Origin of the sequence: Bacteroides sp. AF25-5LB (assembly GCF_003602965.1) — a bacterium.
Classification (GTDB): domain Bacteria; phylum Bacteroidota; class Bacteroidia; order Bacteroidales; family Bacteroidaceae; genus Bacteroides; species Bacteroides uniformis.
This window is the reverse complement of record NZ_QTMC01000020.1, coordinates 1-20,719: the sequence shown is the minus strand read 5'-3', so window position 1 is coordinate 20,719 and position 20,719 is coordinate 1. Positions and strand designations below refer to the sequence as shown.

At 43.4% G+C, this 20,719-nt stretch carries 13 protein-coding genes and 2 pseudogenes; 3 read left to right on the top strand and 12 right to left on the bottom strand.

Annotation, left to right across the window (positions count from 1 at the left end; all coding sequences use genetic code 11):
- Nucleotides 1–83: 83 nt before the first annotated feature.
- Genes DWY57_RS17795 through leuS form a run of 3 tightly spaced genes read right to left on the bottom strand, consistent with a single transcriptional unit; the run spans nt 84 to nt 4,475 of the window.
- Nucleotides 84–662: a non-canonical purine NTP diphosphatase gene (locus tag DWY57_RS17795; protein ID WP_016272207.1), complete on the bottom strand. Its 579-nt coding sequence runs from the start codon at nt 660–662 to the stop codon at nt 84–86.
- Nucleotides 663–699: 37 nt separating this feature from the next.
- Nucleotides 700–1,602 carry a YitT family protein gene (locus tag DWY57_RS17790; protein ID WP_117599927.1) on the bottom strand — a complete coding sequence of 301 codons (903 nt, stop codon included), beginning with the start codon at nt 1,600–1,602 and terminating at the stop codon, nt 700–702.
- 5 nt (nt 1,603–1,607) lie between these two features.
- Nucleotides 1,608–4,475 (bottom strand): leucine--tRNA ligase, encoded by a 2,868-nt coding sequence (leuS, locus tag DWY57_RS17785; RefSeq protein WP_119962182.1) that lies wholly within the window; start codon nt 4,473–4,475, stop codon nt 1,608–1,610.
- A gap of 351 nt (nt 4,476–4,826) precedes the next feature.
- Between leuS and DWY57_RS17780 the strand changes: the two genes are divergently transcribed.
- The 3 genes from DWY57_RS17780 (at nt 4,827) to DWY57_RS21420 (ending at nt 6,432) form a co-directional block, all read left to right on the top strand.
- A complete protein-coding gene (locus DWY57_RS17780; RefSeq protein ID WP_119962181.1) occupies nt 4,827–5,705 on the top strand; it encodes a DMT family transporter in 879 nt (292 codons plus the stop codon).
- Between the two features lie 93 nt (nt 5,706–5,798).
- On the top strand, nt 5,799–5,975 hold the full coding sequence (locus tag DWY57_RS21425; protein WP_243634718.1) for a hypothetical protein: 177 nt from the start codon (nt 5,799–5,801) through the stop codon (nt 5,973–5,975).
- Between the two features lie 118 nt (nt 5,976–6,093).
- Nucleotides 6,094–6,432, top strand: a complete 339-nt coding sequence (locus DWY57_RS21420) for a hypothetical protein (RefSeq protein WP_243634716.1) — start codon at nt 6,094–6,096, stop codon at nt 6,430–6,432.
- A 784-nt stretch (nt 6,433–7,216) separates the two neighbouring features.
- Here DWY57_RS21420 and DWY57_RS17765 read toward each other — a convergent pair.
- The 9 genes and pseudogenes from DWY57_RS17765 to DWY57_RS17725 form a co-directional block, all read right to left on the bottom strand.
- Entirely contained in the window at nt 7,217–8,398 is a 1,182-nt protein-coding gene (locus DWY57_RS17765) for a glycosyl hydrolase (protein ID WP_119962180.1), read from the bottom strand.
- 17 nt (nt 8,399–8,415) lie between these two features.
- Nucleotides 8,416–9,903, bottom strand: a complete 1,488-nt coding sequence (locus DWY57_RS17760) for a hypothetical protein (RefSeq protein WP_119962179.1) — start codon at nt 9,901–9,903, stop codon at nt 8,416–8,418.
- Nucleotides 9,904–9,922: 19 nt separating this feature from the next.
- Entirely contained in the window at nt 9,923–11,380 is a 1,458-nt protein-coding gene (locus DWY57_RS17755) for a hypothetical protein (protein WP_119962178.1), read from the bottom strand.
- Nucleotides 11,381–11,387: 7 nt separating this feature from the next.
- Nucleotides 11,388–12,350, bottom strand: coding sequence for a hypothetical protein (locus tag DWY57_RS17750; RefSeq protein WP_119962177.1), 963 nt, complete (start codon nt 12,348–12,350; stop codon nt 11,388–11,390).
- A gap of 11 nt (nt 12,351–12,361) precedes the next feature.
- Nucleotides 12,362–13,873, bottom strand: a complete 1,512-nt coding sequence (locus tag DWY57_RS17745; protein ID WP_119962176.1) for a RagB/SusD family nutrient uptake outer membrane protein — start codon at nt 13,871–13,873, stop codon at nt 12,362–12,364.
- 13 nt (nt 13,874–13,886) lie between these two features.
- Entirely contained in the window at nt 13,887–16,925 is a 3,039-nt protein-coding gene (locus tag DWY57_RS17740; RefSeq protein ID WP_243634715.1) for a TonB-dependent receptor, read from the bottom strand.
- Nucleotides 16,926–17,141: 216 nt separating this feature from the next.
- Entirely contained in the window at nt 17,142–18,176 is a 1,035-nt protein-coding gene (locus tag DWY57_RS17735) for a glycosidase (protein ID WP_119962174.1), read from the bottom strand.
- Nucleotides 18,177–18,206: 30 nt separating this feature from the next.
- Nucleotides 18,207–19,394: pseudogene (locus tag DWY57_RS17730) on the bottom strand (sodium/solute symporter); the annotation flags it as partial.
- A 353-nt stretch (nt 19,395–19,747) separates the two neighbouring features.
- Nucleotides 19,748–20,719, bottom strand: a pseudogene (locus DWY57_RS17725) (hypothetical protein); the annotation flags it as partial.

The window sequence follows — 20,719 nt, the reverse complement described above, 5'->3', positions numbered from 1 at the left end:
TGCCAATGTGCCAATGACCTTTCGGCGTGACAGCGCAGCCAATTAGCACATTGGCACATTAGCATATCAGCACATTAAAAACATTATCTCATTAAGAACTTACACAACTTGTTAGTGGCCAATGCCCGGTGACTGATTTTATTCTTCAGTTCATTCCCCATTTCTGCAAAAGTCTGCGTATATCCTTCGGGAATGAATATGGGATCGTAACCGAAGCCTGAAGCGCCTTTTCTGTTTTTCGTGATTTCTCCTTTCACGATGCCTTCAAACAGATGTTCCTTTCCGTCGATGATAAGTACAAATACGGTACGGAATTGTGCCTTACGGTTCTCGATGCCCTCCATATCTTTCAGCAACTTCTTCATGTTTGCTTCCGAATTGTGTGCATCGCCGGCATAACGGGCGGAATATACACCCGGTGCCCCACCAAGGGCCTCCACTTCCAAACCGGTATCATCGGCAAAACAGTCCAGATGATAGTTATCGAAGATATATTTTGCTTTCAGCAAAGCATTTCCTTCAAGTGTGTCTGCAGTTTCCGGAATGTCAGTATCGCATTTGATATCCTTCATGCTGAGAAGTTCGACCTTTTCTCCCAAAATGGCAGTCACTTCTTCCAGTTTGTGTGAATTGTTGGTGGCAAATACAAATTTCTTTCTCATATTATGTTCTCCTTATACTTGTGGCTTATACAAGTCCCTATTTCACTTTCAACCGGTCGAAACCTTCTCCGTATACACCGATGACGGAACTTTGGGAAATGAAAGCGTTCGGGTCTATATCTTTCACCATCCGAAATATTTCTACCGATTGGCGTTTGTAGGCAAGTACGACCAGTACCTTCACGTTGTGTTTACTGTACCAGCCGATACCGTCGAGTACCGTTACACCGCGATGGGTTTCTTTGGTGATGCGATCGGCAATCCTTTCATATTCTTTGGAGAAAATAAAGAATTGAACAGATTGCCGGGTGCTATTGACAATGTAATCCAGTACAAACCCGATGACAAACAAAGTTACAAAACCAAATATCACACGTCTCCAGTCATGAAATACCACGTAGCAGGAACTGATGATGATGAAGTCACAGGCCATTATCATGCGTCCCAGTGTGACATCCTTGTATTTGTGGATGATGGCTGCAATAATATCCGTACCTCCCGTGCTACCGTTGCAGTTGAATACGATGCCCAGGCCGGCACCGCACATTGCAGCACCTATCAGACAAGCCATGAAGTCTTGTCCTTCGCCCAGCAGTTGGGGAGGGACACCATCGGGACCATTCACCAACAGCTGGAAAAACCATAGAAAAAAGGTCAGTCCGAAGATGGCAAACGTGGTCTTGATACTGAACTTCGGTCCGAGTATCTTGATGGCAAAAGTCATCAGTACGGCATTGATGATGAAGTATGACCACTGGATGGGAAATCCAGTGGCATAATAGATGATGGCACCAATACCGGTAGTACCTCCGGTCGTAATCTGGTAAGGGATGAGGAAAGCTGCCCATCCCAATGCATAGCTGATGAGCCCCAAAGTGATGAAGATATAATCCTTCAGTTCCCTCGTCACTTCCGCTTTGGTTGGTTTTGTAATTTGCATATCTGTTATTTAACAACGATGTTCACAATCTTCTTTGGTACTACGATTACTTTGGCAATGGTCTTGCCTTCTATCCATTTTTCAGAGCGTTCGTCGGCCAATACAGCAGTCTGGATGGCATCCGATGCCGCATCTGCGGGGAATTCCATGTTGAACCGTGCCTTTCCATTGAAGGAAATGGTGTAGTTGACCGTATCTTCCACCAGGTATTCTTCGTTGCATACTGGCCACTTGGCATCGCATACAGAACCTGCATTGTCCAGAGTCTCCCACAATTCTTCGCATACATGCGGAGCAAAGGGAGCCAGAACGATGATGAACTGGTTCAGAATTTCCTTCTTGCTGCATTTCATCCCGAACAACTCGTTTACACAAATCATGAAAGCACTGATACTTGTGTTGTAAGAGAATTGCTCAATGTCTCCCGTCACTTTCTTAATCAGTTTGTGGAGGGATTTCAGTTCTTCCTTGGTGGCAGGTTCATCTGTTACCAGATAATTGTCGTTGCGGTCGTAGAACAGTGACCAGAACTTCTTGATGAAGCGGTGTACACCGTCTATTCCGTTTGTATCCCATGGCTTTGATTGTTCTACCGGGCCGAGGAACATTTCGTACATGCGGAGAGTGTCGGCACCGTATTTGTCGACAATCATATCGGGATTGACAACGTTGAACATGGATTTACTCATCTTTTCCACAGCCCATCCACAGATGTACTTGCCTTTACTTAAATTGCCTTCAGTTCCTTCCGGCGATTCAAGTATAAATTCGGCAGTTTCGTATTCGGGACGCCATGCTTTGAAAGCTTCAAGGTCCAGAACATCATTGGATACGATATTCACATCGACGTGGAGTGGGGTAGTATCGTACTGGTCTTTCAGATTTAGGGACACGAATGTATTGGTATCTTTGATGCGATAGACAAAATTGCTTCGTCCTTGAATCATGCCCTGATTCACCAACTTTTGGAACGGTTCTTCGGCTACGGAGATGCCGAGGTCGTATAGGAATTTGTTCCAGAAACGGGAGTATATCAAGTGACCAGTTGCATGTTCGGTACCGCCTACGTAAAGGTCTACATTGTGCCAGTATTCATCTACTTTCTTATCCACAAGTGCCTGGTTGTTGTGTGGGTCCATGTAGCGCAGATAATAGGCGCTTGAACCGGCAAATCCGGGCATAGTATTGAGTTCCAGTGGGAAGACGGTGGTGTTGTCTATCTTTTCGTTTTCCACAACACATTTGTTCACAATATCCCAAGCCCATTTTGTGGCATGTCCCAATGGAGGTTCACCGGTTTCGGTAGGCAGGAATTTGGCAACTTCGGGTAATTCCAGGGGTAGGGCACTTTCATCAATCATATAAGGCATGTTGTCCTTGTAGTAAACCGGGAACGGCTCGCCCCAATAGCGCTGACGTGAGAAAATGGCATCACGCAGACGGAAGTTCACCTTTACACGTCCCAGATTGTGCTCTTTCACATATTTCTTGGTAGCAGCAATCGCTTCCTTGATGGTCAGTCCGTTCAATGAAAGGTCACAATAGGGAGTAACGCCTTCTCGTGGAGAGTTACATACAATACCTTCCTTGGCATCGAAGCTTTCTTCGCTTACATCGCAACCTTCTACCAGCGGGCGGATTTCGAGGCCGAAGTGCTTGGCAAAAGCATAGTCACGGCTGTCGTGTGCAGGCACAGCCATGATGGCACCCGTACCATATCCGGCAAGCACATAGTCGCTTATCCAGATGGGCACTGCCTCACCGGTAAAGGGGTTGATGGCATAGCTTCCGGAAAATACACCGGTAACGCTACGGTCGGCAATACGTTCGCGTTCAGTACGTTTCTTGGTGCGTTCCAGATAAGCGTTTACTTCATCTTTCTGTGTGTCGGTGGTAAGTTGCTGTACCAGTTCGCTTTCGGGAGCCAATACCATGAAGGTGACACCGAACATGGTATCTGCACGGGTAGTGAAGATAGTGAATTCCAAATCACTGTTTTTTACTTTGAATTGTATCTCCGCACCTTCACTGCGTCCTATCCAGTTTTTTTGGGTTTCTTTCAAGGATTCGGTCCAATCAATGGTATCGAGTCCATCCAATAAGCGTTGTGCATAGGCAGATACACGGAGACACCATTGGCGCATTTTTTTCTGGATGACGGGGAAACCGCCGCGTTCACTGACACCGTCTATTACTTCGTCATTGGCCAGTACGGTACCGAGTTGTGGACACCAGTTAACCATTGTCTCGCCCAGATAGGCAATACGGTAGTTCATCAGGATTTCCTGCTGTTCCTTTTCACTCTTGGCATTCCATTCTGCGGCGGTAAAACTCAATTCCTCGCCACAAGCCACATTCATTCCTTCAGTACCGGTTTGGCTGAATGTTTCAATCAGTTCCTGGATAGGACGTGCCTGCTTTTTATCGTTGCAGTAGTAACTGTTGAACATTTTGAGGAACGCCCATTGGGTCCAATGGTAATATTCCGGTTCGCAGGTACGAATTTCGCGGTTCCAGTCGAAAGAGAAACCTATCTTATCTAACTGTTCACGGTATCGGTTGATATTGTTGACGGTCGTAATTGCAGGGTGCTGTCCCGTTTGTATGGCATATTGCTCTGCTGGAAGACCATAAGCGTCATATCCCATGGGATTCAGTACATTGAAACCTTGCAGTCGTTTGTAGCGGGCGTAAATATCCGAAGCAATGTATCCCAGCGGATGACCTACGTGCAGTCCCGCACCGGAGGGGTAGGGGAACATGTTCAGCACATAGAATTTCTTCTTCGTTTCGTCTTCCGTCACTTGGTAGGTTTTGTTTTCCACCCACCTTTTCTGCCATTTCTTTTCAATCTCCCTGAAATTGTATTCCATAGTGGTACTAATTAATATTTTGTTGAAAACATTGTTTATTCAATGGTTAAAACCGGTTAGTATCCGGTTAATATCGGTGCAAAGTTACGGGTTTATTTTCAGATTTGTAACTAAGTAACATAAAAAACAATGGTAAAGACTTGATAATTCACTTTTTATTACTTACATTTGTGATGTGCTTTTAAAACTAATTTTTTGTTTGTAATACAAATAATAGCTAAATTAATTCAATAGGATATTTACTAAAAGATTTTTAGGATATAGCGAAGGATGAAGTCTGGGAAGATTTCATCCTTCGCGTTATTGTGTTGAAGAAGAAAGTCGTATCTTTGCGCGACTTATCGGAAGTGTATGAACACAATGAAAAATTATACTTATCATCTTGTCGCCGTCCTTACGGTAGGTATTTGGGGGCTGACCTTTATTTCAACGAAAGTATTGATCGGGCATGGTCTTTCCCCACAGGAAATATTCTTGCTTCGTTTCCTAATAGCTTATCTGGGCATCTGGTTTATTTCTCCCCGAAAACTGTTTGCTGATAATTGGAAAGATGAATCTTGGCTGTTTTTAGGAGGTATAGCAGGCGGTTCATTTTACTTTTTTACGGAAAATACAGCTTTGGGGATTACATTGGCGACGAATGTGGCATTTATTGTCTGTACGGCACCATTGCTCACGACCATTCTTTCTTTGTGGATTTATAAAAAGGAAAAGGTTACCCGTGGATTGATGGCTGGTTCTTTGCTGGCGTTGGTTGGTGTGGCATTGGTGGTTTATAATGGTAGTTTTGTATTAAAGATTTCTCCTTTAGGTGATTTCCTTACTTTACTTGCAGCTTTTTCCTGGGCATTCTATAGTTTAATAATGAGAAAAATGTCCAACCGTTACAGTATAATTTTTATTACCCGTAAGATATTTTTTTATGGGGTATTGACTATTCTTCCTGCATTTCTGATTCATCCCTGGAACTTCGACATTGTCCGTCTTCTCGAGCCGGCTATTTTGTTCAATTTACTTTTCCTGGGTGTATTGGCTTCTTTGATTTGTTTTGTAGTCTGGAACGTAGTCTTAAAACAGTTGGGAACGATAAGAGCTTCCAACTATATTTATCTGAATCCTCTCTTCACTCTGGTAGGTTCTGCTTTTCTGCTTGGCGAACAGCTTACTATAGTTGCTTTGATGGGGGCGGTGCTGATATTGGGAGGAGTATATTGGGCGGAAAAAAAGTAAAATTCTCCTTTTCTATGATAAAATTCTATCTTTGTCTTCAAAATAATAGGCAAGACGAAACTTCTTTCACTCTATATCCTTTCTATTGTAGGATTGCTACTGGTAATTGTGGTGCAGATTGGTGGTATGATGTATGCTTATGACAATATCAAGAAAGAGGCGGAACGTACACTGAACGAATATTTCCGTTTGGCTTTTATCGAAACGGTGGACAACGAGATTAATAATTTACTGTTTCGGGCAGATATAGACAACATTTGCTGGATATGACAGAACATACGCTTGCGGGAGCTAAGCAAACGGTAGTGGCAATTGCGCAAGCAATATCCTTTTAAAGTCTTTTCGATTGTTGGGTTGATTGTCGGCTGTCTGCTGATAGTAGTCTGGTTTGTCTATCTGTACCCGTGCTTCTTTCAAAGAAACGGCCTATCAGGTAAATGATTGTTTTGAAGCAGCTTTTTATGACAAGGTCTTGAAACGTCGCCTTCCTTTGCTCTACGGACAGACTGATAGGAATGGAAAGGATGAATGGGAAGAGAGTGTTGAATCGCCTTTTGGAAAGGAGCGAAAGGAATTTCTGGAGAAAGAGCAGTCGAAGTATAAGGTGAACCGCTTTGGAGTGGTACATATGTACAATCCGGTCGATTTGAATTATCGACTACGCTCTGCTTTGATTATGCAACGCAGCATTAATGAAAGCGGGGTTGTTTCTCTATGTATTGACTGAAACAGAATCAGCATTGGTTATGGAGACTATGATGCCGTATTTATTAATCCTCTTGCCCGAAACTACTATCTCTGTCCTTTTCCGGCTTTTGGTTATTGAAATATCTGCTTTCATTGTATGGATTAAAATGTTATTTCCTTGTATTGATGTTGTAAAGGTAGAGTGGGGCACATGCTTTATAAGTTATCGCTACGTTAATGTTAGGTTAAGAGGTGTTTTTTCCCTTATTTATTTTATGACATCTATTACTGGCAGAAAGAGAACTGACACTCTCGGTGATGTTAGTGGAGCTGTTGTGGCTGCTTTTCCCAACTTTCAGATCTCTGATTATTGAGAAAAGGAGTCTATATTTCATTTTTCGTAGACTCAAGGCATGTTTCTGAATTATCTATAAAAAATAAGAAGAGACAAGCTTTTAATCCGGCTCATCTCTTCCATTATCTTATCTGTCTCCCGCATGTCACATCATACACGGAGCAACTTTTTGTGTAATCATCTACCCCAGGTTCGAACTCCTTCCACCATTTTCAGACATACAGACCATATTACAGCATCTCTGTCCTCACCAGTAAATGTCCTCAACTCTATTGCCATTACCGAGGAGCTCTACCGTTTACAGAACTACCTATCAGTACGCTTTGTAGATTGGCGTGACACAACATTCCAAGAATCTGGCAAGTGCATCCGTTTCGAGTCTAAATCTCCACTTATAGTGATTTTTAAAAGGAAACGGATTTTGATATTAAGTGGGAAAGACTGTTGAACATGCCCCGAAAATAAAAGTTTATTTTATTGTAATATGCTCAGGCTTCAGGTACATGTTGGGCAAGTCCTTGCTGAAGTAAGTCAATTCATTGTTATAGAATTTTATGAAATCGGTTTCACTGGCATGTCCTTTGAAGACGGAAAAATAGTGCATGTCTTGGTCGTTTCCACCTACAAACTTGTTACGCCACATCACAATCATGCTTATTTTGCGGCCTGTGACGGGAGTTAGGATTTGCTTGCTCCAGTAGTCTTTGGCAGTGAAACCTTCCACGCCGGTTTCTGTTACTCCACAAGGTTTCTGTTTCTTTTGAGACAAGTCGGAAATTGTTTTCAAATTATAAGAAAAAATTGTAGAGTTCAGTCCGTGGTAACAATCCATGCCGATGAAGTCTACATAGTCATCACCCGGCCAACGGAAGAGAAAATCATCCTCTGTCTTCACTGTATCCATTTGTGGGGAGATGGCGTAAATAAATTGATGTATACCTTTCGTATCACGTAGATAATTCACCGTGAATTTCCAAAGGGCAATAAATTCAGTGGCTGTGGTACAACTTGCTCCCCACCATGACCATGTTTGCGTGTGTTCGTGGAAAGGACGGAAGATGATAGGGATAGGCTTTCCCTCGTCGTCTTTCAATTCTCCGGCAAAAACAGCTAGGCGATCGAGCCAAGTCTTGAACTTGTTTTGCACTTCGCTTCCTTCTTTCAGAATCTCACTGACCACACGGGTATTGGAATTATCCCAAGAATCACCGCCGGTCAGAGGATTGTTCAGATGACAGCAAGCTGTAATAACCTCTCCACGGCGACGTGCCTCAAGGATACAGCGTTTGCGGATGGCATTGGCTTTGTTGTCTTCGTGGCGGTCATCCATAATTTCGGCGAAGTCCAGACTGAATACTCCAGGATAATCCCCACACACATCTTTGGTGTCCGAATTTCCAGATACATCATACCATTTACGACCATAAAACAAGTCATCGTGATGGCCAAATATTACCCCCTTTTGTTGTATCTCCCATAAGTTGGCATACAATGCTTTTGTTTCTGAGGTTGCATTTTTGTCGACGATGCTCAGTTCTATATTTTCAGTAATTGGTGGTTCTGGTGTAAGATCGTCAGGTGTATCATTACTTTCGGAACAAGCGGTGAGTCCTGGCAAAACTAGCAGAAGTGTTAACCAAACGTTTCTCATATAGCAATTTGTTTTTATTAGTGTTGAATATTTGTTAATAACTTGAATGATTGAGCTTTTAGTGTTGTTTCGTATATTCTTCTCAGACTCAAACCCGATTCTTGAGGAATGGGGAAGCCGTCACTGTCTTTGGGTTGCCTGTGTTCCTCATAGGTATAAAGTAGCACATCTCTCATTGGTTGTGGTAATGAAATACGTATAAATTGGTCTTGTTTACCCACGTTCACCATACCTATGGTCATTTTTCCTTTGTAGAGGCCTGCTACAACGTAGATGTCCTTTTCCTGTTGTGATACAGTTGTGTGCAAGATGTCTGTACCTGAAGGGAAATAACGGCACATCAGTGACCATGTATAGAACCAAGGACGAATTGCTTCTTCCTTGGAAGCATGGAAAACTTCTTTTCCTAATGTATTCCAAAATCCCCATATCTTTATATCTTCTGTTTTACCGGAGTCACCGTTACTGTGCATGGCGTCGTCCAGCATCCATGCAGCCATGCCCGAATATCCACTGTTCATAACCTCCATAGCAAGTAAGGGCATGTCCAGCCCATAAAAGTAATCGTAACAGAGCATATTGCAATCGCTTCCTTTCGTGAAAGGATGTCCCTCTACGCGACGGTTATACTCTGCCATCAGCAGAGAGTCGGCTTTGCGCCAGTATTTATATCCCGCCTCTCCCAATACGATTTTTTTCCCTTTTGGAAGATGCTGTTTGTAGCGAGTGAGTATTTCTGGATATTTCCCACTACGTACCTCATTTTGTCCGGGATAGGAGTGTACATCATATAACCCAATGATGGAGTCGGCATCGAGTACGCTCTGTTTTACCCAATCTTCAGCGTCATAGTTGGATGCTTTGTTGCGGTAATCTGCTACCACATCCGGACCGGCAAGTGTTACTTTCTCTGTCAGTCCCGGATATTCCTTCATTTTTCTTTGGAATCGGAAAAGCATCTTTTTCCACATCTCATAATCTCCATTGGTGGATGCCCAGCTTCCGTCAGGCTCGTTGAAGATAACGAAATGCTTGATACAAGAGAAACCGAGGTCGTTGACCAGATGGTTGAGGTAATCAACGGACATATTCACCCATTTCTGATCTTCTTTCATCTCCCAGGCTGGCGGGTTATATTCACCGTAGATAACGTAAATACCTCGTTCTGTGCAATACTTCAACAAACGGGATATGGAGGCGATATTCCGTGTTTTGTCATACTTGCCGGTTGCGGCGTCGTAATAGCGGTAAGGGCTGTTTATCATGCAGCGTATGTATTGCGGCTTCATGAAGTCAAGACGTTTGTAGAGAGTTTCCCAGTCTTTGTCAGAAACGGAGGTGCCCCAAGATTCAGCTTCGTCATAGGGGTCCCACTCGGCACCGTTGCCGATGTAGTCGGCGTTGATGACTTCTGGCGAGACTGTGATTTCTATCGCTTCTTTGGGAGTGCAGGCTGAAGTTATTCCTAAAAGCAGACTGTTCAGTAGGATATTTATCTTTTTCATATATTTGAAATGCGGATAGTTAATAGTCGAAATTGGTATATACGGTCAATGATTCTCCGGACATACGTATAGTCTCTCCCTTATCTAAATGTAAGGTCACTCCTTGACGGTGGGGAAGCAGTCGGCAATCACCTTCCTTTTTCAGCTGCCCTTCGGCATATAAGTATTCTTTTACCTCTTTCAGTAGGGGAAGGGTGGAACTTTTCAGCATGACCGTTTTTTTTTCTTTGGAAACGTTGACCACGGCAAGCATGTGGTTTCCGCCTTTCTCCACGGCAATGGCTTTGATGCAGGAATCTCCTTCTACATAGACTTTATAGGCTCGCGAGCCAGCCGGCATGTAGCGTGTCAGTAATGACCAGGCGTAAAACCAGGGACGTACTTCCTCTTCTTCCGAACCGAACTGCTCTTCACCGAAGATGTTCCAGAATCCCCATATCTTCAGTTTGTCCAGTGCTTCCTTGGAGTGCATGGCATCATCGAGCATCCATACCACTGAACCGGAATATCCGGCATTGATTGTTTGGAAAAGTGCGTCGGCCATGTCTGTACCATACATGGAGTCGTACACAAACATCTGGGAATCATCCATAGAAGCATGAGGCTTGGCTTCGGCTCTGCGGAGGTTCTCTTGTTGGAAGAGGGAATCTTCCTGAGCTACGAACTTGAATCCGATTTCTCCCATTACTATTTTCTTATCAGCGGGGACGCTTTGCTTGTAAGCACGGATAATGTCGGTATAGGCGCCGCTGTTTACCGTTGATTTGGAGGGATAGGTATGGATGTCGTACAGACCTATCTCATTGTTTAGGTGGGTGGCACAACTGTCTGTCCACCAAGATTCGTGAGTACTCCAGATGGCGACGTCAGGGCCTATGATTTGCAGTTTGTCAGTCAGCTTATTTTCTTTCAGTTTTTTGTGAAAGAAGCGGATGGCGCGTGCCCATAGGGAATATTTTCCGTTTGTTGCAGACCAGTAGCCATTAGGTTCGTTTATCAGGTTGTAGTATCGGATACAGGAAAAACCTTTCTCTTCTATCAGGAAGCGGACATATTCGGCAGCTGCCGTGAGATTCTCTTCATTGATGGTTTCCTTGTGTGAGTCCACTAGACTTCCTCCCCAATCACCGAACATCACGGTTACATTACGTGTCTGGCAGTAGTTCAGGATATGTGAAAGGTGTTCCAATCCTTGTTCGGGATGGAGTATGCCGTCTTTCATTACAGAGGTTGTATTGGTCATTACTCGTATGAATTGCGGGCGCATGAAGTCCAGTCGGTGGTACATTTTTTCCCAGTCGGCTTCTGAAATTTCCAATCGTCCTTTACTGTACTCCAACTGATAGGGGTCCCATTGAGCTCCATTGCCAATATAGTCTTCATTGACAACTTGTTCTGTATCTATGGAAACGACAGTCTGTGGAACTGCCTCACAGCCCCACAGACTTAATATGAGAAGCATATAGAATATACTCATGTTGTGTTTATTGTTTTATGACAGAAATCCAATAACGGCGTACTTTCTTCACGAACTTGTCATAGTCGCTGTAGATGTTGTCCCAATCGTCCGTGCCGTTCAGATTAAAAGCGAAAGCATTCTGCTCTATTGTCATGCTTAGTCCGTTCCCTAAGTCTTCTTTACCGGTACCAACAAGGGAACCTACGGTTTTCCGCCCGTCTTTGTCTATGAAGGTAATAGTCTTGGCGGCATAGTCGCGTACCCAAGTGCTTTCCCCTTCGGGAATCTGCCGGTAGAACTTCTTTAAGTCAATGTCTACACCCGGATTCTCTTTGTTTTGTGAACCATTGAAGATGAAATCGGCATATTTACCGTCATTTCCCGGACTATTGATACAAGTTCCGCTGGTATTCCCCTCCTCCGACACATCAGTCATGATGAAAGTTAACGTGTTGTCGCATTCCACCTTCGGTCCATGGGTGCTAGACCAGCACCATGGCTTGGCAGCTAACAGCATTACGGCACCACCGCCATATTCAGGTCCTGTACCACCGTAGACAGTCAGTGCTTTGATGTCCCATGTACCAATCAACTCCTCTTTGAATTCAGAAACGGTAATGGTATATTCGCGACTCTCACCGGTAGTGGAAGTTACTGTAAAGGAGGCGCTTCTTGAATCGTTTTCAAAGTTTAACGCTTCACCCGGTTTCAATGAGGAAACAGCCTGATAAGAAACTTCTATTTTTTTCAGCTTGATGTTTGACAAGTCAGGGGCTGCATCAACATTGATGGACAATTCTACACTACCAGTAGTTTCGTCTATATTTTCAATGGTAGCAGTACCTACTTGATTTTCAAACTGTATGTTCAGTAATGAGCGTTCATGATTCCATCCACCTTCGTTGATGTCATCCATTACATCCTTCTGACATGCTTGCTGAGTGAAAGCGATACAAGCAAGTAATATAATTTTTATTATTTTTTTCATATCATATAGTATTAATCTCTAAGACTTCCATTCAAATTAATTTCTGCTTGGGGTATCGGATAGAAAGCGACTTGGTCTTCCGATAACCCGGTAGCTTCTTCCACATCTGTGGTGATGCGGTTCCAACGGCGTAAGTCGTACATGTGATCTCCTTCGAAGGCCATTTCAAAAGTCCGCTCTTTGAAAATCTCCTTACGGAAATCTTCTTTGGCTAAGTCCGGTTTTAGATTCCCTAATCCGGCACGGTTGCGGATAAAATTTACCAATTGGTAAGATTTTGAATTAGGCCCCGCCGCTTCAGCATAAATCAATGCAACGTCCGAGAAGCGTATCAAAAAAGGACGGGTAGAGGTTTTGTCTTGCTCGTATTTCGGATCGATATATTTGCGGCAGAACGGATAGGGCAATTTTCCTGGATACTCGCCTAACAAGGAACCGTCCTTATTATACACTTTGTCCACAATCAAGTCTTTCTTACGCTTGTCATTTGCATCGAAACTGTTGAAAAAAGGAATAGTGGTCCGATACTCGGCATATCCGTCATGTGTGGGTATATACTCGTTCTTATCACCTTGTTTTAAATATAAGACAGAACCGTCCACGTAAGGGATGAACATCTTCGAAATCTTAGAATACTGCCCTTCGCTGGATCCAGAACGGTCCATTGCCATAATGAAAATATGTTCTTTTCCACGTGCTTTTTCTACATCGTAAATATCAAGAAGGTTGTCTTCAAATCCATACACCGATTGCTTTTCTATAATTTCGTTTGCAAAATACGCAGCACTATCATACATGACTTCAACATCACGGTGCATATCTTTATATAGTTTTACTCCATGCTCTTTGGCAGAAGCGATATACAAGTAAACTTTAGCGGCTAATGCTTGCGCGGCAACCCGGTCTGCACGACCTATTCTGGGCGTACTGTTTATAGGCAATAATTCAGCCGCACGACGACTGTCTGCCAAAATCAAGTCATACACGGCATCCATATTGGGTGCCAGTGCAGATGATGTCTGCTCTACTGTCTCCACTACAGTATAATGGAGAGGAACCAATCCGAAGTTGCGGGCTAAGTTAAAATAATTCCAAGCACGCAAGAATAAAGCCTCACCCAAGAAATGATCTTTCTGCTCTTGGCTGAAGTTTGCGGCAGGAACTTTCTTGATGACAGCATTGGCACGATTAATCCCAATGAAAGCATATTTAAAGAAGTTTTCTAACGAGCCGTTTGTTTTAAAATTGTCTATTTTCCACAAGTTCAAATCCTGATTGTCAGCAGTCGCATCTGATTTTGTGGTCATTACCTCACTTGGCATATCTCCAAGGAAGAATATCGTTCGTGAATACTCTATAAAATTGAGTGCACCGTAAGCATACAATACTGCTGCTTCCGCATCGGCAGCCGTCTTGAAAAAGTTGTCTTCAGAATAAAAACCGTAAGCTGTCTCGTCCAAATCACATGCCCCCAATGCTAAGGATCCCACAAGCAATGATATGATAAGTTTGTTTTTCTTCATATTTTATATTGTTTTAAAAGGTTAAGTCAAGGCCGAATGTCCATTTTCGCAAACGTGGATAGCCACCGCTGTAAACACCGTTTAATCCAACTTCCGGATCGTACCCATCGAATTTTGTGAACGTATACAAATTAGAAGCATTCATATAAAGCCGCACCTTAGAAAGGAAAGACTTTTCCGGCAATTCGAATGTATACCCTATATTCAGATTCTGAATGCGTAGGAATGCCCCGTCTTCTATCCACCAGTCAGAAATCTTAGTCTGACGTCCTTCACGCAGACTAGGATATTTGTTGGTATGATTGTCTGGCGTCCAGCGCAGAGGTGAATTGTTGGGTTGACCGAATGCTTTTGTGTTTAGTACATCTTGTCCGAATACGCCATTGAAGAAGATGCTTGCATCGAACTTCTTCCAAGAGAGATTCAATGCCAAACTAGCCGTAAAATCGGGATTTGGGTCACCAATGATGGTCTTATCTGCTTCAGAAATCTGGTTGTCTCCATTCAGATTCATATATTTGAATTCTCCTGGTTGAGCGTAATCCCCTGATAAACCAGCATCTATTCCTTCATTTAGTGTCTGTACGATTCCATCCACCTTATAACCATAGAACACGTTTACCGGTTGGCCTATAGCCAAAATATTGGTGTAGTCGCGATACTGTTCAAGATTATTTCCTGAATATTCGAAAAGCATACCAGTCATGGGGTCTGTAATCAGCCCAGACTCTATGGAATTACCCAAGTCTTTCACTTTATTCCGATTACGTGAATAAATCAAAGTTCCACTCAAATGCCAATCCTTGGTGCTCACAATGTCAGCATCTATAGTGACTTCAAAACCACGGTTTTGAATTTTACCATCGTTTACCCACATCTTATCATAACCGGAAGAAAGGGCCAGATTGCGTTCACGCAGCAAATCACTGGTCTGCTTGTCATAATAGTCAAAAGACACCTGTAAACGGCGATTGAAGAAAGCCATATCAATACCGAAGTCGGCTTGTGCAGTAGTTTCCCATTTCAAGTCAGGATTCGGAATACCGCTCCATACACGGTAAATCCATCCCGGACCCGTCCATCCAGAAACGTAGCCCGGACCAATAGTCGTAGCCCAATCTCCGTCGTTGTAATATTTGTCTGTGCCATAACGGCTCAATGTCTGGTAGGGACTGATACCTTGATTACCGGAGATACCATAGCTGAAGCGGAATTTCAATTCATCAAATACATTTAATTTTTTAATGAACTCTTCTTCGTGGGCTTTCCAGCTGACTGCACCCGAAGGGAACATTGCCCATTTGTTGTTCTTGCCAAACTTGGAGGAGCCATCGGCACGAGCTGTCAGAGTCAGCAGGTATTTATTGTCATATGTGTAGTTCAGGCGGAACATACCAGAAACCAGTTTATTTTCAGAATAACCGTTCCAGACTTCATTCTTTTCAGGATTTCCGGAACCCATATTTTCATTACCTAATGACTCATTAACGAAATCTTTGGCTCTGAGACCGGAACTACGCGACATATAGTATTCATAAGAATAACCTGCCATGGCGCTTATTTCATGTCTGTCGAAAGTCTTTAGGAAATTGGCGAATGTTTCGGATACAAGGCTATGTCCTTCCCAATTCTCAATTTCGGCTTGGCCATTACTGAACTGTCCCGCTTCAGTATAGGTTTTCGGATAATATTTGTCTGACACGGATTTCCCGAATTTATAGTTCAACTGTGAAGTTAATTTAAGGTAAGGGAACAGTTGCCATTCTAAAGCCAATGAAGAAATTACGTCTAAACTCTTTGATTCATTTTTGCGTAACTCCGTCAGGGCTATTGGGTGGCTGAAGTCATTGGCGTTACTCAACCAATAGTTGCCGCTTTCATCATAAATCGGATAAATGGGGTTTCTCCAATAAGCTAATCCTCCGTTTGAGTTGCGTACACCACGTGAAAGTATGTTCGAGAAGCGCACTTTGAGGTTATCGTACAGATTATGGTCTATGCTCAGGTTGTAACCTCCCTTTTTATAGTTATCCTTAATGTACATACCATTGTCTGTATAGTAGTTGGCACTAAGATTAAATACGGTACGGTCGTTGGAACTGGAAATTGTGGCAGTGGTATTGTTGGAAACCGGAGTGTCGCGAAACACCAAATCATCCCAACGGGTGTTTGTCGTCCAAGTTGTCTGCAACTCTTCTATAGACGGGTAATAAACACCTGTAGAATTCGTTTTTCCCACATAGAGCGGTTCAAAACCACCGTTGATGCGCGATTCATTATTTAGTGAGGCCATTAATACTGGGTCGCGCCACAAATTCAACTTACTGTCGAACTGTGAAAGGGTAATTTGTTGACGGAGTGTTATGCTGGTTGTTCCAGTTTTGGCACGTTTGGTGGTAATCATAATAACACCATTTGCACCACGTGAACCATAGATAGCTGAGGCTGAGGCATCTTTTAGAATTTCTATATTTACGATATCGGATGGATTGATCTGTTTCAAGTCTCCCGCGTCTCCCAAAGGAAAACCATCCACAACTACCAATGGAGAATTGGAACCGCGCAAAGAAGAACCGCCACGAATACGTACTGTGGCATCGGCACCTGGATCTTGTGAAGAATTGATCACTTGTAGACCAGCCGCGCGTCCTTGCAACAATCCTTCTACCGAATTAGCAGGAATTTCTTTTAAAGCCTCTGTTTTGACGGAAGCTACGGAACCGGTCACATCACTTTTCTTTACACTACCATACCCTATGACCACCACTTGTTCCAATTGTTGTGTGTCATCACTTAAAGTGACATTGATAGTTTTCTTTCCGTTGACAGCTACTTCTTTGTTCTGCATACCTACAAATGAAAATACCAATATTCCCCTTGCTGGCACATTCTTTAGCATATAGTTGCCATCCACATCAGTAATGGTTCCACCAGTGACACCTTTTACCTGTACTGTGGCACCAATAAGCGATTCGCCGGTGGCATCTTTTACATATCCCGTAACCGTTATGCTTCCTTGTGTTTGAGCAAGAGCTGGCATACTAAAGAGCATACATAAAGCTATTGAAAATAATGTATACCATAAACATTTTGCTTCGTTTTTCATATATTTATAATTTAATTAATGAAAGGTTTGTTTCAGTTCATATTGTTTTTTTATTAAGAAGATTTAGTACATGACAAAATTATAGTATTAATTAAAAATATAATTAATATTATTTGCTCAATCATTGTACTTTTTTGAATAAGTTATCTCTGGCTGATGAAGTTATTGGCTAATGCAGCACTCTTCGGAAAGCAAATAATTGATTAATTCGTCTACTTGGCAAGTTGCTGTACACACGTATTTATCGGCAGCTCCATAATATACGAAGAGCGTACCGTCTACTATCACATTACCAGTGGGGAATACACATCCGTTATAGTACCCTTTAGTTTCAAATTCAGTTTCAGGTTCCAGTATCGGTAGTGGTGTCTTGCCGATGATGCGTGTGGGATTATTGCTGTCCAATAGCATTGCACCTACTCGGTAATAGCCCAAGCCTCCACTTTCTACTCCATGGTAGAGCATCAGCCATCCTTTGCTTGTCTTAATGGGAGGGGTGCTTCCACCTATTTTTTCTTCCCAGGAATTATCACGACCGGTTAGCAGCAAGTGACTTTTCTTATCCTCCCAGCATAAAAGGTCATTAGAGAACTTTATCCAGATAGAGGGGTATTTTACACCGTACTTTTGGCCGATGTATTCTTTGGGACGATGGAGAATCACGTATTTTCCTTGTACTTTTTTAGGGAATAAAATGACATCTCTGTCATCTAGTATAGGGGAGGTGAGCCTACCCAGTCTTCTGAATTTGTGGAAGTCTGTAGTCATAGCTAATCCAGTGTTACCTAAATTATTGCGAAGAGCCAAGGGGGCATCATCTCCGCATTCGGGAAGCAAGATTTCATCGTGCCCGAACTTCCAGTATTGACCGGGAGCATATGGACGGTAAGCATAAGTAATATAAAATTCCTTGCCGTATTTCACTATGCGAGGGTCTTCTACGCAACCTGAGTCAGGACCATCCTCACTGGGGCCGAATACAGGCTGATCGGAGACACGCTGAAAATGAAATCCGTCTTTACTGATGGCCAAGCCAAGGCGAATGACATGTTCGGGGTCATTTCCGGCAGCTCTGTATAACATATAGAATACTCCATTGTCGTAAATTACTCCCGGATTACAGGTAACCAGTGATTCCCAATCGTTTGTTTTCAAAGGAGAAAGTATTGGGTTCCCTTCAAACTTTTTTAATTTCATATTTTTAAAATTTATGGTTATATATTATGGTCAATTGAATATAAGCCATATTAATGCGCTTAAAATCAGCAATGTTGTAGCCCATGAATAGTAATTCTTGTACCAAGGCAATGCTTTGTTGGCTTTGAATTCTGCTTTTAGTTCATCTGGAATGAACACGGTATCTTTCAGCTTCTCGATAGAGGGCTTGGGATAGCACAGGCTCACTACATAGATGATTATTCCACTGGCTAGGAGCAGGAAAGGTACAATGAACAGGAAATGCATGGCTCCAAAAATTTTATCTTTCATGAAGAGCATACTTATAGCTATGACTAAGCCACCAAATAATCCGGCAAAAGCTCCATTTCCATTAATCCGCTTGTTAAAGACACCTAATAGGAAGGCGGCAACTATAGGTGGGGCGATATAGGAGAGCATTTCTTGGTAATATTTTAATAAAGAGCCGAACTTGCCAATCTGAGGTGCCCACAAGGCAGCAATGACAATGATAACGCAAGAGGTGATTTTTCCGATAATGACCAACTTTTTGGAACCTGCTTTCTTGTTGTATTGGGCATAAAAATCCATTGTGAATAGAGTGGATGTGGAATTCAGTATGGCACTCAGGGTGGAGGTTAAGGCTGAGAGTAACGCTGCGAGCATAATGCCGAGTAGTCCGGTAGGAATCAACTGGAGTACCATGTTGGGGTATACCATATCGGGTTTTTCCAATCCAGGAAATAAGTGGCGGGCAATTACTCCTGGTATGGCGATAATGAAGAGAGTCGACATGGTCAAGAAGCCTGCGAAGAGAACCCCTTTGCGTCCTTCATCTATTGACTTGGAACTTAATACACGTTGTACTAGTGTTTGATTGTTCGCCCAAAAATAAATACCTAAAATAGGCATACCCACTATCAGACCAAGCCAAGGGGTAGCAGTGTCAGTTAGCGGACGAATCAGTTTGGTCATCATATCATTGCTATTGAACAATTGATAGAAGTAGTCACCTCCTTGTTGGAAACAGAAGAAGGTTAGCATAATGGAACCTAATATAAGGATAACAGCTTGTATCAGTTCGGCATTGATAGCTGAAGACAATCCTCCGGGGATGGTATAAGAAGCTGCGATGATGGCAAATATAATGATGATTAATTGCAGGTCAGCATTAGGAAGTATCAGTTTGATTATCAATGCAGCTGCATATAGTGCACCAGCTGCATCCAAGAAGATGTTTCTATAATCCGCAAATCGAAATGTTCGCGCGTTTCAAAATGAAAAGTTCATTTCACAAAACGAAGCGTATAATTTAAAGCACTCTTTATTCCATTTGAACTGGTCAATTCTAAGCTAAAAATAACAGAAAAATAACTTGCAAATATCAACAAAAATCACTATCTTTACATAGTTAAATTGAGGTCGTTTACCCTCAAATCAGTTCAGTTTTGTATTCCCCTACCCTATCAATATTCTAAAAAAATTCGGCCGGCTTCGCCGGTATTTGAATACCTTTTAAATGGAATTCGGAAACCATCCGAATCCCGTTCTTTCGTTTTAGTCGCTTCGCTCCACGCTTTGGCGCTTTGCGCTTACGCCACCTCGCGTATCGCCTTGTACGCTGCCACGCTTTGCGCCCGGACGATTTTGCCGCGGAAGGCCAGACGCGAGCCGATATGCGCATTCGCATTCGAAGCATCGTAACTCGCATCCGCATTCGACACACCGCCATGCGCGCTCGCATCGATGTACCCGCGATAGACCACACGGACCGTAGCGGTGCTTATCCAGTACATGTCGGTATAGTAAGTAGAAGATGATCCGTTCAGATTACCTACCGGAATCATGTCCATATACTTGCCGTGCGCCACGCCTGTAATCCACTGACCGCTGTCCTTCTTGCCCTGTACCATACGGATACTGCCGTCAGGCATCCAGATGCGCCATTTGCCCACGTTACCGCTGTCGTTCGGCAGATCCACGCCGTCCATCATGTCATACTTGTTGCCGTAGATGTCCTCATAGCCCAGGCAGCAGATATTGTTCACCTGCACCACAGTCGCCTGTCCGTATTCGTCCCGACTCTTATACCAGGCATACTGGTGCACCAGGCCGTCAATCAGCGAATTCGTGATTTTGTTGTTAATGACATACGCTTCATCGTAGCCGATGGTGTCTGTCATCCCGTGTTCGGCCGTTCCGCCTGTTGTGCGGTTATTGTTATGCTGACCGGCACCGCATTGTTCCTGCATATCCCTGCGCCCGTACTTTGCATAGCTCAGGTTCGCGATGCGGCTGTGCATCAGCGCATCTATCTGCTGCATACCCCGCTGCTGGCTGTAGTAGTGGAAGTCCGTCCAGGTCATACTTGCCGTGGTCGAAGCTCCGGTGATGCAGGCACGCAGTTTACTGCCCACCACCGAACTGCCCACAACGGCACACAGATGCTCCTCATTGGCCACCCAATCCGGTTCCATGTCCTCTATCTTGTCGCTGTGGCTCAGTACCACGCAGTCAAACTCTGCCGTGTTCAGAATGGAGAAATGCAGGGCTGTAGCACGTTC